This is a genomic window from Micromonospora sp. RP3T, assembly GCF_003027925.1.
Lineage (GTDB): Bacteria > Actinomycetota > Actinomycetes > Mycobacteriales > Micromonosporaceae > Micromonospora.
Genome location: NZ_PYPS01000001.1, coordinates 215,176 through 229,602, shown reverse-complemented (window position 1 = coordinate 229,602; position 14,427 = coordinate 215,176). Strand labels below are relative to the sequence as shown.

The window sequence follows — 14,427 nt, the reverse complement described above, 5'->3', positions numbered from 1 at the left end:
TCAGCGGTGCCGCTGGTGGTGCGCCGCGCGGGCGGCCGGCAGCGTCAGCCCGGCGGCGTGCAGGAGGCCCTCCACTCGGACCCGTTCGATCTCCCGGTCGACACCGTTCAGCTCGGCCAGGTGCTCGGCGATGCCGAGGGCGTGGCAGGCGGCGCGCAGCCGCTCGTCGTACGCCTCGATGACCGCGCCGTGCCACACCACGGAGCGGTCGGCGGCGGCGAGCCGGTGGCCGCCGAGCCGGCGCAGATCGGCGGCGAGCTGCTCCAGCGAGCGGCGGCCCGCCCGCTCGAACTCGGTCAGGTCGATGTCGCGGGTCAGCGCCTCGGCCTCGATGGCGCGGTCGAGCCGGGCGATGGTGCGGCGCTCACGGCGCTGCTCGCGCCACTCGGCCCACCCGCACGCGAACCGGTCGATGATCTCGTCGGCGCAGAAGATCAGCGCGAACACGGCAGGGAGGCAGCAGACAGCGAGGATCGCCAGCGCCAGCAGCAGCCCCTGCCCCAATCCCACACATCGACGCTAAGCCCTGTCGGACGCACCCGCCACCCGATTGCCGAAACCGGGCGGTACGCATTTGTGCGGTGTTAAGCGGGGCCCCCTTTTATGCAGAATGCGTTAAGAGGGGGCCCCTCCTTTCACTCGGCCCGGGGGGACACCACGTAGAAGCGGGGCATCGGGAGCACCCGCAGCCGCAGGCGCGCGCCGGAGCGACGCAGTTGCCAGGTGAGCGCCAGCAGCGCGGTGGCCAGCGAGATGAGACCGCCGATCCAGATGCTCGCGCCGGCGCCGAACGTCTCGGCCGTCCACCCGATGATCGGAGCGCCGACCGGGTTGGTGCCCAGGAACACCAGCACCCACAGCGCCATCACCCGGCCCCGGAAGGAGGCGTCGACGCCGAGTTGCACCCGCTGGTTGGCGGCTTGGGCGAAGAAGATCATGAAGAACCCGGTGGGCGGCAGCAGCGCCACCACCATCCAGTACGCCGGGGCGAGCCCGACCAGTGTGCCGAAGCTGGCGCAGCCGATGGCGGCGCCCAGCACCAGCCAGACCGAGGGGCGGCTGCGCCGGCCGGTGCCGGCGAGCGCGCCGACCAGCGCGCCGACCGCCAGCACGGTGCTGAACAGGCCGAACGACGCGGCCCCGGTCTGGAACACGGTCTTGGCCAGCGCGGCGAGGGTGAGCTGGAAGTTGAACAGGCTCATCCCGATCACCGACATGACGACCATCGGCAGCAGCAGGTCGGGGCGGCGCGCCACGTACCGCAGGCCGTCCACCACCCGGGCCTGGTCGCGTTCACCGGCCGGCGGCAGGTCCTTGCGGTGCAGTTCGGCGGGGCGCATCTTGACCACGTTGACCAGCGGCGCGATGGAGCTGAGCGCGGTGACCAGGAAGACCGGGCCGACGTCGAACGCGGCGATGGCCAGGCCGGCGACGGCGGGGCCGACGATCCGCGCGGAGTTGAACACGGCCGCGTTGAGCGAGAGCGCGTTCGGCAGCAGCGTCACGCCGACCAGCTCGGAGACGAACGCCTGCCGCACCGGGGTCTCGACCGCGTTGGCGACACCGAGCAGCGCGGCGAACGCGAACACGTGCCAGAGCCGCACCACGCCGGTGACGACCAGCATGCTCATTCCCAGCGCCAGCACGGTCCAGAACGCGTTGGCGACGAAGAGCAGCATCCGCTTGTCGTACCGGTCGGCGAGGCGGCCGGAGAGCAGCGTGAGCAGGAGTACGGGGGTGAACTGCAACGCGGTGACCACGCCGAGCGCGGTGGCGGAGTTGTCGCTCAGCTCGAGGACGAGCCAGTCCTGGGCGATGAACATCATCCAGACGCCGATCAGTTTGATCAGCTGCCCGGTGGCGAAGAGTCGGTAGTTGCGGACTCCTAGGGACTGGAACATCGTGCTCAGCTTGGCCTGCACTCTAGGTGCGCCTCCTCGCGTCAGGTACGCCTCATCGACAACTGACGAAGCGGACCGCGCGACGCGGGGTCAGCCGCGGGCGATGCCCTGGAGGATGTCGGCGGCCCGCCGCAGCGTGTCGCGGTCCTCCTCGGTGAGCGCGGCCAGTCGGCTGGCCAGCCACTCGTTGCGGGCGCGCTCGAACTGGTCGAGCACGGCCCGTCCCCCCTCGGTCGCCGCCAGGATGACCTGCCGTCCGTCGGTCGGATGGGGAGTGCGCTGCACGAGGCCACGCTCCTCCAACTTCGCGACGATCTTCGTCATCGTCGGCGGCTGCACCCGTTCGACGTCGGCCAGTTCCCGTGGCGTGAGGGCGCCCGCCAGCTTGAGGCTGGTGAGCGCCGACAGCTGGGTGACCGTGAGGTCGCCGACCGGTCGGGCCTGTCGGACCCGCCGGTTGAGCCGGGTGATCGCATCACGCAGCTGGGGGGCCAGCTGCGCCGGTGGCACGCGTTTCGCCGTCACCGTCCGCTCCGTCACACTCGTTAGCTTAACTAATGAGCCTGGCTAACGACGTCCGTTATGACCAGGCTCACCAGCGTCAGAGCAGCACGGACTCGATCGGCCCGCGCAGGAAGTAGAGGATGAAGAGCGCGGCCACGCCGTACAGCAGGGGGTGGACCTCCCGGGCCTTGCCCTTCGCCAGCTTCACCAGCACGTAGCTGATCACGCCGGCCCCGATGCCGTTCGAGATGGAATACGTGAACGGCATCAGCACGATGGTGAGGAACGCCGGGATCGCGATCTCGTAGTCGGTCCAGTCGATGGTCCGGACCGCCGTCATCATCAGGAAGCCGACCACCACCAGCGCGGTCGACGCGGCCTCGAACGGCACGATCGCCGACAGCGGCGCGAGGAACATGGCCAGCAGGAACAGGCCGCCGGTGACCAGGTTCGCCACGCCGGTCCGGGCGCCCTCACCGACACCGGCGGCGCTCTCGATGTACGACGTGTTGCTCGACACCGAGGCCGCGCCACCCGCGGCGGCGGCGATCGAGTCGACGAGCAGGATCTCCTTGGCGCGCGGCGGGGTGCCCTGCTCGTCGAGCATGTCCCCCTCCTGGCCGATCGCGACCATCGTGCCCATGGTGTCGAAGAAGTCCGTGATCAGCAGCGTGAAGACGAACATCAGCGGGACCAGCCAGCCGACCCGGGTCCACGAGTCCAGCACGTTGAAGTTGCCCAGCAGCGACAGGTCCGGCAGGTCCACCACCTGCTTCGGCAGCTCGGGCACGTTCAGCGCCCAGCCCTTCGGGTTCGGCTTGCCGTCGACGAAGGACGGGCCGATGTTGCCGACCGCCTCGACCACGACGGCCAGCACGGTGGAGGCCAGGATGCCGATCAGGATCGCGCCGCGCACCCGGCGTACCACCAGCACCACGGTGATCAGCAGGCCGACCACGAACACCAGCATCGGCCAACTGACGATCTTGCCGTTGATGCCCAGCCCGACCGGCACGGTGCTGTTCGCGGCGTCCGGGACCCGCCGCACGAACCCGGCGTCGACCAGGCCGATGATGGTCAGGAACAGGCCGATACCGACGCCGATGGCGGTCTTGAGCTGCGTCGGCACCGAACGGAACACCGCGGTACGCAGCCCGGTGAGCACCAGGATGCCGATCAGCACACCCTCGATGACCACCAGACCCATCGCGTCCGCCCAGGTCATCTGCGGCGCGATCTCGAAGGCCACCAGCGCGTTCACGCCCAGCCCGGCGGCCAGCGCGATCGGGAACCGGGCCACCACCCCCATCAGGATGGTCATCAGGCCCGCGACCAGCGCGGTCGCCGCGGCCAGCGCCGGGATGGCGAGGGTACGCCCGTCGGCGTCCTCCGCGCCGCCGAGGATCAGCGGGTTCAACACCACGATGTACGCCATCGTGAAGAACGTGGCGAAGCCACCTCGGATCTCCCGGCCGGTGGTGGACCGGCGGGCGGAGATCTCGAAGAAACGGTCGAACGCGTTGCGCGGGTGCGCGGGATCGGGCGGTGTGCCGTGGTCCGCCGGCGGGGCAATGGCCATCGGGTCCTCATCTTGTCGATCAACCGGTTTTGTCGCGCGCATCGTGCCAGATCACCCGGCGGACAGGAAAGAACGATCACGTACGCTGGGCCGGTGCCCCAGGAGCAACAGCCGCGGCCGGAGCCGCTCGACCCGCCGATGGTGCCGTTCGCCGTCGCCGGGCTGATCGCCTGGGCGGTGGCCGGTCTGGTGCTGCTGATCTTCTGTCGGGGCTGGCTCACCGCGCATGGCCACCAGAACTGGCTCTGGACCTGCCTTGCCGGTTTTCTGTGGGGCTTTCCCGGTTTGGCCACCATGATGCGGCACGACGCCAACCGGCGTCGCCGCCGGGCGGCCGCCGAGCGTCAGCGCTGACCGGTCACGGGTGCGCGTACGGCTCCGCCGGCTCGGCCGCCTCCACGGCGCCGCTGGCCCGGCCGACCGGCACCGCCTCGACCGCGCTGTCGTCGTAGATGGTGGGCAGCTCGGCGACCGGCGTCTCGGCGGTGTCGACGAGCGTCTCCGAGTGCGCGCCGCAGCCGTGGTCGGCGCTCACCACCCGCCCGTCGTCCGGGGCGAAGAAGTTGCCGCACGCCCCGAAGGCCTGCCGCAGCGAGCCGGCCAGCGGCAGGTAGAAGCCGCAGGTGCCGCAGCGGGCGGCGGCCGGAGCGGCGGCCGAGATGGCGGCGTCCGGCCCGTGGTCGCCGTCGTACCACCGCTGGGCGGTGTCCGCGCGCCCCTCCCGGGACAGCACCCGGGCCCGGCCGAGGCCCAACTCCCAGGCGGTCTCCTCCACGGCCGGGTCGTCGGAGAGCAGGTAGCCGGGGGCGAGCCGCTCGTCGTCGGCCGGGGTGACCAGCAGGTCACCGGGGCCCAGGTCGCCGGGCTGGAGCCGCTCCTGCCAGGGCAGCCAGCCGGGGGCGAGCATCGCGTCCGGGCCGGGCAGCAGCACGGTCTCGCAGATGGTGACGTGCTTGCTGCGCGGCACCCGGGTCACCGTGACGGCCCAGCGCCAGCCGCGGTAACCGGCCATCCGGCAGTCGAAGTAGTGGGTGACGACCCGGTCGCCCTCGGCGACAGCCTGGAGGTGGTCACCGACGTCGGTCGGCTCCACCTCGGTGATGGCGTCGCGGGCCACCTCGACGGCGGCGGCGCAGACCTGGTCGAGCCGGGGGGCGCGGGCGGAGGCGGGCCTGGTCACTCCACCATTGTTCCCCATGCCCGTCGGCGGGTTCTCTCCGGGTGATGCGGCACGCACGGAGTAGATGGGTCAGGATGGGACACATGGCGCTGTCCTCCCGCTCCGGCCGCTCCTTTCTCGGGCGGACCGTGGGCACCGGCATCCGCGCCACCCGGCTGCTGCTGCGGGGCTCGCTGCACGGCGGGCGCTGGATGACCCGCCGGGCCGGCACCGCCCGGGCCCGCAGCGCCGGCAACGAGGTGGGCATGGTCCGCCTGTTCGACCTGCACGCGCTCTCCTGCGCCGGCGACACGCTGATCGCCATCGGCCTGGCCGGGACGATCTTCTTCGACGTGCCGCTGGGCGAAGCACGCAACAAGGTCGCGCTCTACCTGCTGGTGACCATGGTCCCGTTCGCCATGCTCGCACCGGTGGTCGGCCCGCTGCTCGACCACTTCCGCCACGGCCGGCGGTACGCGCTGGCCACCACCATGCTCGGCCGGGCGTTCCTGGCCTGGCTGATCTCCGACTACATGGGCGGGCTGGGGCTCTACCCGGCGGCTTTCGGAGTCCTCGCCCTCTCCCGCGCCTACGGGGTGGCCCGTTCCGCGGCGGTGCCCCGGCTGCTCCCCGACGGGTTGGGGTTGTCCCAGGTCGGCGCGCGAGCCAGCGTCTACGGCACGGTGGCCGGCGCGCTGGTCGCCCCGATCGGGTTGGCCGCGTTCTGGTTCGGACCGCAGTGGCCGCTCCGGGTCGCCACGGTGATCTTCCTGATCGGCATGGTCATCTCGCTCCGGCTGCCACCCAAGGCCGACTCGGAGCCGCCGGAGCGGATGCCGCATCCGCTGCGGGCGATGCGCCGCCGCGACGGCGAGCGCCCGCTGGGGCGGGGTCGCCCCGCCGGCCGCCTGGTGATCGCCACGTTGATCGGGGCCGCGGCGCTACGCGGGATCTACGGGTTCCTGCTGCTCTTCCTCGCCTTCGCCATCAAGGCCGGCGACCTGACCACCGACTTCTTCGGCCGTGAACTCGGCGCCCAGGCGGCGTTGGGCCTGGTCGGCGGTGCGCTGGCGGTGGGCACGTTCCTGGCCACCGCGCTCGGCACCCGGCTGCGCATCCACCGGCCGACCGCGATCCAGTCCAGCGGCTCGATCATCGTGGCCGGCGTGGCACTGCTCGCCGCGATCAAGTTCTCGCTGCCCATGGTGGCGCTGCTCTGCCTGGTGGCGGCGCTGATGAGCGGGATCGCCAAGTTGGCGGTGGACGCCTCGATCCAGGAACGCATCCCGGAGCGGCTGCGGGCCAGTTCCTTCGCGCACTCGGAAACCGCGCTGATGCTCGCGTTCGTGGCCGGCGGCGGGCTGGGGCTGGTGCCGTTCACCGGCCTGATCGGAGTGGCGGTAGCCGCCGGCGTGGCCGCGCTCGTGGCCGTACGCGGTGTGCTGATCGCCGGCCGACTGCGCGGCGAACATCTGGTCGGTCGTCCGCTCGGCGACGACGAGGTGACCGGCGGCGACGAGGGGGCGGCACCGCCGGTCACCTCGTTCGACGACCCGGCGCCCACCTCGCCGGCGCCGCAGCGGGTCGACCCGCCCCCGCTGGACGACGACGCGCTCGCTCCGCCCGGCTTCCACATCTACCGCCCCTCCTCGTCGGTCGGCGGGATCGGGGCGGCGGAGGACGAGAACCGGCGCGATCCGCGGGGACCGGTGGCGTGACCGGTCTGCTGGTGGTTACGGCGGTGCCCGCCGAGGCCGAGGCGGTCCGCGCCGGCCTCACCGACCCGACCGTGACGGTACGACCGGTCGGCGTCGGCCCGGCCGTCGCCGGCGCCGCCACCGCGCGCCTGCTGGCGCTGGCCGAGGCGGCCGGCCGGCCGTTCCGGGCGGTGGTCAGCGCCGGTGTCGCCGGCGGCTTCGTCGGCCGGGTCGCGGTCGGCGGCACCGTGCTGGCCGACCGCAGCGTCGCCGCCGACCTCGGCGCCGAGTCGCCGGCCGGGTTCATCCCGGTCGAGGAGCTGGGCATGGCGCCCGAGCTGCTGGGCGGCGGCCGGACCGTGCCCGCCGACCCGGCCCTGCTCGGCACGCTGCGCGCCGCGCTGCCCGCGGCCACCGTCGGCACCGTGCTCACGGTCAGCACCGTGACCGGCACCGCCGCCAGCACCGCCACGCTCGTCGACCGGCACCCGGACGCCGTGGCCGAGGCCATGGAGGGGTACGGCGTCGCCGTGGCCGCCGCCCACGCCGGGGTCCCCTTCGCCGAGCTGCGGACCATCTCGAACCCGATCGGCCCCCGCGACCGTGGCGCGTGGCGCATGCGCGAGGCGTTCGCCGCGCTCACCACCGCAGCCGCGGCTCTCCACTGACCGGCAGCTCGAACCGCATCACCGCGGCCCCTCCCGACTCGACCCGGAAGCCGCATCTGCGCAGCAGGCCCACTCCCGCCTCGTCGGCGACGGCGTGTGCCGAGGGCATGTCGCAACGGGCCATTTCGGCGGTCAACGCAGCCACCAGCCGCCGACCGATTCCGAGAAGCCGGTATGCCGGTGCCACGAGCACCCCGTCCAGCGCGAGGTGGCACCGGCCCGGCAACGGGAAGCCGAGGAGCAGTTCGTCGCTGCGCTCGTGTGCGCGCAGCTCGCCGATCAACTCGCCGTCCGGCAGCTCGGCGACGAATCGCCAGGACGTCGCCGGCAGCGTCGGGTCGAGGTGTCGCCGGACCTGGCACTCCCGGCGTACCCGGGCCCGGGCCCGGTCGCGGTCCCGGTGTGCGCGGTCGAGTCGGTAGGTCACGGCCGGCAGGGCCGACGCGTAACCGGAGAGGGCCGGGAAGTGCGCCCACCAGGCCCCCGGCCAGTCCTTCGGCTCGCGGACCTCTCGGGCGTCCAGGTGCGCCGGGCAGTGCCGCCCGGCCGCGTCCCGCAACTGTTCCGACACCGTCGGCAGCGGCCGATGCCTCTCGCTCGGGGGCGCGATGGTGACCCGTCCGCCCACTGCCACGACCAGCCGTTCGACGGTGCGGAAGCTCGGCCCCACCGACCGCCCGCACTCGATGCGGGCGACCGTCGTCTGCGGGACTCCCGATCTCTCGGCAAGCTCACGCTGACTCAGGTCGGCCGCCCGGCGTAACGCCCGCAGCGTCGCTCCCAGATCCGTCGCTCCCAGATCCGTCGCTCCCAGATCCGTCGCTCCCGGATCCGTCGCTCCCGGATCTGGCGCCCGCGGATCGGTGTTCGGTTCGGCGTCAGTCACCGTGCCATGGTCGACCGTCACCGCGCCGTCCTCCACCCTGCGGCATTTTCCTGTGGATAACCATGACCTGTGGATAACCATGTGGAAAAGCCGTGCCGTTGGGGACGAGGTGGTCGCGCGCGGGCCCTGCAAACTTGAGGGCAGAAGTGAGTCAGGTCTTCCGCCGGCGGTGCACGCCCCGGCGTGACCAGCACAGGCGAGGCTGCCGAGCGGGGACCGACCCGGCTGGGGTGTACCCGCGTGGGCGGGGTGAACGACCGGACCGATGGCCGACCCGTTCACGCCATCAAGTTCGCAGGGGCCGGCGAACGACCTCTCCGCCACCCGGGAGCGAGCGAGCCGCGTCGGTCACACCGGTCGGGCCGGGGTGGCGGCCGGCGCCGGCGACGGAGTTACGGTGAACGGGTGGCGCTCTCCCTGGCGATCTCCCCCTGCCCGAACGACACGTTCGTCTTCGACGCGCTGGTGCACGGCCGGGTGGCCGGGGCGCCTCCGGTCGAGGTGACCTACGCCGACGTGGACGTCACCAACACGGCCGCCGAGCGGGGGGCGTTCGACCTGGTGAAGGTGAGCTACGCGGCGCTGCCGTGGCTGCTCGACGACTATCACCTGCTGCCCTGCGGCGGCGCGCTGGGCCGGGGCTGCGGCCCGCTGGTGCTCACCCGGGGCGACCGGACCGACCTGTCCGGCGCGACGGTGGCGGTGCCCGGCGAGCGGACCACGGCGTACCTGCTGTTCCGGCTCTGGGCGGCGGACCAGGCGCCGGCGCGGATCGAGGTGGTGCCGTTCCACGAGATCATGCCGGGCGTGGCGGCCGGCCGGTACGACGCCGGTCTGGTGATTCACGAGGCCCGCTTCACCTACCCGCGCCACGGGCTGACCGCCCTGGTCGACCTGGGCGAATGGTGGGAGGGCGACACCGGGCTGCCGATCCCGCTCGGCGCGATCCTGGCCCGGCGGGGCGCGGTCGACCCGGTCGAGGCCGCCGCCTGGATCCGGGAGTCGGTGCGGCAGGCCTGGGCGGACCCGGAGGCCAGCCGCGGGTACGTCCTCGCGCACGCGCAGGAGATGGAGCCCGACGTGGTGGACCGGCACATCGGCCTCTACGTCAACGAGTTCACCGCCGACCTGGGTGAGGCCGGCTTCGCCGCCGTGGAGGCGCTGCTGGGCCGGGCCGCCGACGCCGGGCTCGTCCCTCAGACCTCCAGCTCGCGCGCCACCGCGTGGACCAGCTGAGCGATCTTCTGCGCGGCCTTGCGATCCGGGAAGCGCCCCCGGCGCAGGTCCGGCTGGACCTTCGCCTCCAGCACCTTGATCATGTCTTCGACCAGGCCGTGCAGCTCCTCGGCCGGCCGGCGACGCAGCTCCGCCACGGACGGCGGCGCCTCCAGCAGCTTCACGCCCATGGCCTGGGCGCCCCGCCGGCTGTCCACCACGCTGAAATCGACCCGCTGACCACCCTTCAGGTCGGCGACACCCGCCGGTAGCGCGCCCTTGGGCAGGAACACGTCGCCACCTTCGTCACTGGTGACGAACCCGTATCCCTTGGCCGCGTCGTACCACTTCACTCGACCCGTCGGCACCTGTCGAACCCCGCTCCACTCGAAACGTCTACCCCTCCAAGGCTAGCCCGATGATCCGGTCCACCGCCGCCGGGAATTCGCCGAGATCATCAAGCACCAGTTCGGCCCCGGCCGCGCTCAGCTCGGCCACCGAGCAGGGGCCCGTCGCCACTCCCACGCCTGGGATTCCCGCTGCTTGTGCGGCCGCCATGTCGGCCACGTGGTCACCCACGTAGAGCGTCGCGCCGTGCTCCCGCAGCGCGGTCGCCTTCTGCTCGGCGAACAGGTCGCCGGCCAGCTCGTCGACCGCCAGGTCGAGGTGGTCCAGGTGTAGTTTCGCCAGCCGGCCGATCTTCGAGGTCACCACCATCACCCGCCCCCCGCGCTCGTGCACCGCGCGCACCGCGGCCTCCGCACCCGGCATCGGCACCGTCGGCGTGATCGCGTACGCGGGATACAGCTCGCGGTAGAGCGTCACCGCCTCCTCGATCCGCTCCGGCGGAAACCAGTGCGCCAGCTCGGTACGCAGCGGCGGGCCCAGCCGGGACACCGCCAGTTCCGCGTCCACCGGCACGCCGGTGCGCTCGGTCAGGGCGCGGTAGGCGGCGGCGATCCCGGGACGGGAGTCGACCAGGGTCATGTCGAGGTCGAAGCCGACCATCAGCGGAGGCATGCCGAGAACGTACCCAGCGGGCTAGCGTGGTACGACGATGACCACCTCACTCGCCGACCATCTGCGGGCCCTCCCCGACGAGTCGCTGGCCGCCCTGCTCCAACTGCGGCCGGACCTCGTCGTGCCGGTGCCGGCGGACGTGTCCGCTCTCGCCCTGCGCGCCCAGTCCCGGGTCTCCGTGGCCCGGGCGCTCGACGGGCTGGACCAGTTCACCCTCCAGATCCTCGACGCCGCCCGGCTCACCCGGGGCCCCGACGGCGCCACCTCCACCGACCAGATCCTCGCCACGGCCACCGCCGGGCCGCACCCGCCCGCCCCGACCGCGGTCCGGGCCGCCGTCGACCGGCTCCGGGCGCGGTTCCTGCTGTACGGCCCCGAGCACGACCTGACCGTGGTCGGCGGCGTCGACGAGGTGTCCCCGTACCCGGCGGGGCTGGGTCGCCCGGCGGCGGAGCTGGACACGCGCGCGGCGGCCCTCTGCGCGGACCCGGCGAAGCTGCGGCGGGCGCTGCTCGCCGCGCCGCCGTCGGCCCGGGCGGTCCTGGACCGGCTCGCCGCCGGGCCGCCGGTCGGCACCGTGGCGCCCGGCGCGCTGGAGGCCCCCGCCACCGGCGGCGAGGACGTGCTCCCGCCCGACCTGGTCAACGGCGGCGCGCCCACCGGCTCCCCGATCCGCTGGCTGGTCGAGCACCACCTGCTGGTGCGGATGTCCGGCGGTCCCCACGGCACGGTCGAGCTGCCCCGGGAGGTGGGGCTGGTGCTGCGTCGCGACACCGGTCCGCTCGGCCCGCTGCGCACCAGCCCGCCCGAGGTGTCCGCCCCGCCCCGGGAGACCAAGGCCGTCGACTCGGCCGGGGCCGGGCAGACCATGGAGGTGGTCCGGCACACCGAGGCGCTGCTGGAGGCGCTCGTGGTCGAGCCGGCCCCGGTGCTGCGGTCCGGCGGCGTCGGCGTACGCGACCTGCGCCGGCTCGCCCGGGTGCTCGGGCTGGACGAGCCGACCACCGCGCTGATCTTCGAGGTGGCGTACGCGGCGGGGCTGACCGGTGAGCTGGAGCTGACCGGCGCGGCCACCACCCGGTACGGCGGCGACCAGCAGATCGCGCCCACCGGCGGGTACGAGGTGTGGCGCGCGGCGTCGCTCGCCCAGCGCTGGGAGCAGCTCGCCCGGGCGTGGCTGGCGATGACCCGGCAGGTGGGCCTGGTCGGTCAGCGGGACGACCGGGACCGGCCGATCTCGGTGCTCTCGCCGGAGGCGGAACGCGCCGGCGCGCCGGCCGCCCGCCGCGCGGTGCTCGCCGTGCTGGCCGACCTGCCGGCAGCCACCGCGCCGACCCCGGACGAGGTGCTGGCGCTGCTGGAGTGGCGAGCGCCCCGGCGGGCCCGGGGACGGGAGACGGCGCACCGCGACGTGCTGGCCGAGGCGGCCCGGCTCGGGGTGACCGGGCTGGGCGCGCTCACCTCGTACGGGCGGCTGCTGCTGGCCGAGCTGGCCGACGCCGACGAGCGCGGCGACGACCCGTTGGGGCTGCGCTCCGACGCCGAGTCGGGCGACCCGTCGACGGCGGTACGCGCGCTGGACGGGCTGCTGCCCGCCCCGGTCGACCACGTCCTCGTGCAGGCCGACCTGAGCGTGGTGGTGCCCGGCCCGCCCGACCCGGCGCTCGCCGCCGAGCTGGACGTGGTGGCCGAGCACGAGTCGGCGGGCGGGGCGAGCGTGCACCGGGTGACCACGGCCAGCATCCGACGGGCCCTGGACGCCGGGTACACCGCCGACGACCTGCACGCGCTGTTCCGTCGCCGGTCGCGTACCCCGGTGCCGCAGGGGCTGACCTATCTGGTGGACGACGTGGCCCGCAAGCACGGCGGGCTGCGGGTCGGTTCGGCCGGGGGCTACGTGCGCAGCGACGACGAGGCGCTGCTCACCGAGGTGCAGGCGGACCGGCGGCTGGAGTCGCTGGCGTTCCGCCGGCTGGCCCCGACCGTGCTGGTCACCCCGTACCAGGTCAACCGGATGCTGCTCGCGTTGCGCGACGCCGGGTACGCGCCGGTGCCCGAGGACGCCACCGGCGCGACGGTGCTGTCCCGGCCGAAGAACCGGCGTGCGCCGGCCCGCACGCCGCTCACCGGCCGGGCCGTGGACCCGCTGGCCACCCCGAGGCTACCGATGCCCCGCCTGCTCGGCGTGGTGGAGCAGATCCGCCGGGGCGAGGCGGCGGCCCGGGCGGCGCGGCGGGCCCCGGCGGTCGTCCGCGGCGGACCGGCGGTCACCGGCCCGACTGCGGTGCCCGGGCACGGCGACGCGTTGGCCGTGCTCCAGCAGGCGGTACGGGACAAGGCACGGGTCTGGGTGGGTTACGTCGACGCGCACGGGGCGACCGCGTCCCGGCTGGTCCGGCCGGTCTCGATCGGCGCCGGCTACCTGCGCGCCGAGGACGACCGCACCGAGATGCTGCACACTTTCGCGCTGCACCGGATCACGGCCGCCGTGCTGGAGGAGTGAGTCACTCCCCGTTGCGGCGCAACGTGCCGATCACCGAGATCGCCAGCAGCAGCGTGAACGCCGCGCCGGCGGACTCGCCGACCGAGTCGACGAAGCCCTGCCGCTGCACCAGCAGCCCGAAGAGAAACCAACCGAACACGCCCGCGGCGGCGGTCGCGTAACCGACCAGCACCGCGGTGGAGACCTGCGGTGGCGTCCGCTCGCCCTCGGGAAGCACGTCCTGATCGACGGTCATGCCAGCCCCTCCCCGCCCGTGGTGGACCCGGCTCCCAGGGTACCGGCAGCTCAGGTGCCGGGACGGCGGCCGATCACCACCACGCGGGTGCCGACCGAGCCCAGCTCCCAGAGGCGGACCGCGTCGCGGTGCAGCAGGTTGACGCAGCCGTGCGAGCCGATCGCGCCGTTGTGCAGGTAGGTGGTGGTCTCGTGGAAGCCGATGCCGCCGTTGAACTGCTGCCAGTACGGCAGCCACACCTCGTACGGGTTGGACCACTCGCGCAGGTTCTTCCAGCCGACCGAGTACGTGCCGGCCGGCGTGGCGTAGCCGGACATGCCGGTGCGGGTGACGGTCGGGCCGAGCACCACCGTGCCGCCGCGCATCGCCCACACGGTCTGCCGGGTCAGGTCCACGCAGAACGTGAGCCGGGCGCCGGCCCGGCAGCGGGACACGTCGGTGTCGGCGAGCCGCTTCGCCACGTCGTACGTGGTGGGGCCGGCGCGACCGGAGGCCGGGCTGATGCCGTACCGGGTCTGGAACTTCTTGATCGCGACGCAGTCGGCGGCGGACTGCGCGCCGTCCACGGTCAGCGTCCCGAACCCGCCCAGCCGGCTCAGGTAGCGCTCCACGGCCCGCTGGTGCTCGCCCTGCGGGCACCCGGCGGAGCGGCTCGGCTTCGGCTTGGGCTTCGGGGCGGCGGTCGCCGACGGCGACCGGGAGGGTTTCGGCGTGGCCGTCCGGCTCGGCTGCGCCGACGGGGACGTGGCCGACCGTTCGGGCGTGGGCGGCGCGCTCGCCCCCGATGCTCCCTCCGTCAGCCCGACCGGCGCGGGGGTGGTGACCCCGGCGCCCTCCGTCTGCGGATCGAGCGCGCACGCGCCGACGCCGACCAGCACGACCACCGCCAGGCCGGCGACCCGGGCGAGAAACCGGACACGCTTCATGGGCCCTCCCTGGACAGTTGTCCCGCTTGCTAGACGTGTGAGAGGAGTATGACGTTGCCTGTCCACCGAGACTTTTTTCTGACATTCCCCGGCGTGCAACACTGGATGGTCCGCCTCCGGCAGGTCAGCCGCGG

15 protein-coding genes and 1 pseudogene are annotated in these 14,427 nt (G+C 73.5%); 5 read left to right on the top strand and 11 right to left on the bottom strand.

The window, feature by feature from the left end; translation table 11 throughout:
- From C8054_RS01085 to C8054_RS01070, 4 genes are all read right to left on the bottom strand, one after another.
- Positions 1–510, bottom strand: coding sequence for a hypothetical protein (locus tag C8054_RS01085; RefSeq protein WP_107154765.1), 510 nt, complete (start codon positions 508–510; stop codon positions 1–3).
- 125 nt (positions 511–635) lie between these two features.
- Complete coding sequence (locus C8054_RS01080; RefSeq protein ID WP_107154764.1) at positions 636–1,922, bottom strand: MFS transporter; 1,287 nt, start codon at positions 1,920–1,922, stop codon at positions 636–638.
- 69 nt (positions 1,923–1,991) lie between these two features.
- On the bottom strand, positions 1,992–2,441 hold the full coding sequence (locus C8054_RS01075; RefSeq protein WP_199199450.1) for a MarR family winged helix-turn-helix transcriptional regulator: 450 nt from the start codon (positions 2,439–2,441) through the stop codon (positions 1,992–1,994).
- A gap of 61 nt (positions 2,442–2,502) precedes the next feature.
- The gene (locus C8054_RS01070; RefSeq protein WP_199199448.1) at positions 2,503–4,026 is read right to left on the bottom strand and encodes an NCS2 family permease; all 1,524 of its coding nucleotides are present in this window, start codon (positions 4,024–4,026) and stop codon (positions 2,503–2,505) included.
- A gap of 51 nt (positions 4,027–4,077) precedes the next feature.
- On the opposite strand from C8054_RS01070, the gene C8054_RS01065 reads away from it, so the two are divergent.
- Complete coding sequence (locus C8054_RS01065; RefSeq protein ID WP_107154762.1) at positions 4,078–4,338, top strand: DUF2530 domain-containing protein; 261 nt, start codon at positions 4,078–4,080, stop codon at positions 4,336–4,338.
- 4 nt (positions 4,339–4,342) lie between these two features.
- On the opposite strand, the gene C8054_RS01060 is transcribed toward C8054_RS01065, so the two are convergent.
- Entirely contained in the window at positions 4,343–5,182 is an 840-nt protein-coding gene (locus C8054_RS01060) for a DUF3027 domain-containing protein (protein ID WP_107154761.1), read from the bottom strand.
- A 65-nt stretch (positions 5,183–5,247) separates the two neighbouring features.
- On the opposite strand from C8054_RS01060, the gene C8054_RS01055 reads away from it, so the two are divergent.
- Together C8054_RS01055 and C8054_RS01050 are read left to right on the top strand one after the other, a co-directional pair.
- A complete protein-coding gene (locus tag C8054_RS01055) occupies positions 5,248–6,861 on the top strand; it encodes an MFS transporter (protein WP_107154760.1) in 1,614 nt (537 codons plus the stop codon).
- Positions 6,858–7,508, top strand: a complete 651-nt coding sequence (locus C8054_RS01050; protein ID WP_107154759.1) for a futalosine hydrolase — start codon at positions 6,858–6,860, stop codon at positions 7,506–7,508. The genes C8054_RS01055 and C8054_RS01050 overlap by 4 nt, the downstream gene beginning before the upstream one ends.
- Here the strand turns inward: C8054_RS01050 and C8054_RS32480 are convergent.
- Positions 7,480–8,079, bottom strand: a complete 600-nt coding sequence (locus C8054_RS32480) for a GNAT family N-acetyltransferase (RefSeq protein WP_233219435.1) — start codon at positions 8,077–8,079, stop codon at positions 7,480–7,482. The genes C8054_RS01050 and C8054_RS32480 overlap by 29 nt on opposite strands.
- Positions 8,080–8,142: 63 nt before the next feature.
- A pseudogene (locus C8054_RS32475) lies at positions 8,143–8,475 on the bottom strand (helix-turn-helix domain-containing protein); the annotation flags it as partial.
- A 324-nt stretch (positions 8,476–8,799) separates the two neighbouring features.
- Here C8054_RS32475 and C8054_RS01040 point away from each other — a divergent pair.
- Positions 8,800–9,630, top strand: coding sequence for a 1,4-dihydroxy-6-naphthoate synthase (locus tag C8054_RS01040; protein ID WP_107154757.1), 831 nt, complete (start codon positions 8,800–8,802; stop codon positions 9,628–9,630).
- Here C8054_RS01040 and C8054_RS01035 read toward each other — a convergent pair.
- Entirely contained in the window at positions 9,591–9,977 is a 387-nt protein-coding gene (locus C8054_RS01035; RefSeq protein ID WP_073826071.1) for a cold-shock protein, read from the bottom strand. The genes C8054_RS01040 and C8054_RS01035 overlap by 40 nt on opposite strands.
- Before the next feature lie 28 nt (positions 9,978–10,005).
- Positions 10,006–10,629, bottom strand: coding sequence for an HAD family hydrolase (locus tag C8054_RS01030; RefSeq protein ID WP_107154756.1), 624 nt, complete (start codon positions 10,627–10,629; stop codon positions 10,006–10,008).
- Between the two features lie 37 nt (positions 10,630–10,666).
- Between C8054_RS01030 and C8054_RS01025 the strand changes: the two genes are divergently transcribed.
- Entirely contained in the window at positions 10,667–13,132 is a 2,466-nt protein-coding gene (locus tag C8054_RS01025) for a helicase-associated domain-containing protein (RefSeq protein WP_107154755.1), read from the top strand.
- Between the two features lies 1 nt (position 13,133).
- On the opposite strand, the gene C8054_RS01020 is transcribed toward C8054_RS01025, so the two are convergent.
- Both C8054_RS01020 and C8054_RS01015 read right to left on the bottom strand, forming a co-directional pair.
- Positions 13,134–13,367, bottom strand: coding sequence for a hypothetical protein (locus C8054_RS01020; RefSeq protein WP_107154754.1), 234 nt, complete (start codon positions 13,365–13,367; stop codon positions 13,134–13,136).
- 50 nt (positions 13,368–13,417) lie between these two features.
- Positions 13,418–14,293, bottom strand: a complete 876-nt coding sequence (locus C8054_RS01015; RefSeq protein ID WP_107154753.1) for a L,D-transpeptidase family protein — start codon at positions 14,291–14,293, stop codon at positions 13,418–13,420.
- Positions 14,294–14,427: the final 134 nt, after the last annotated feature.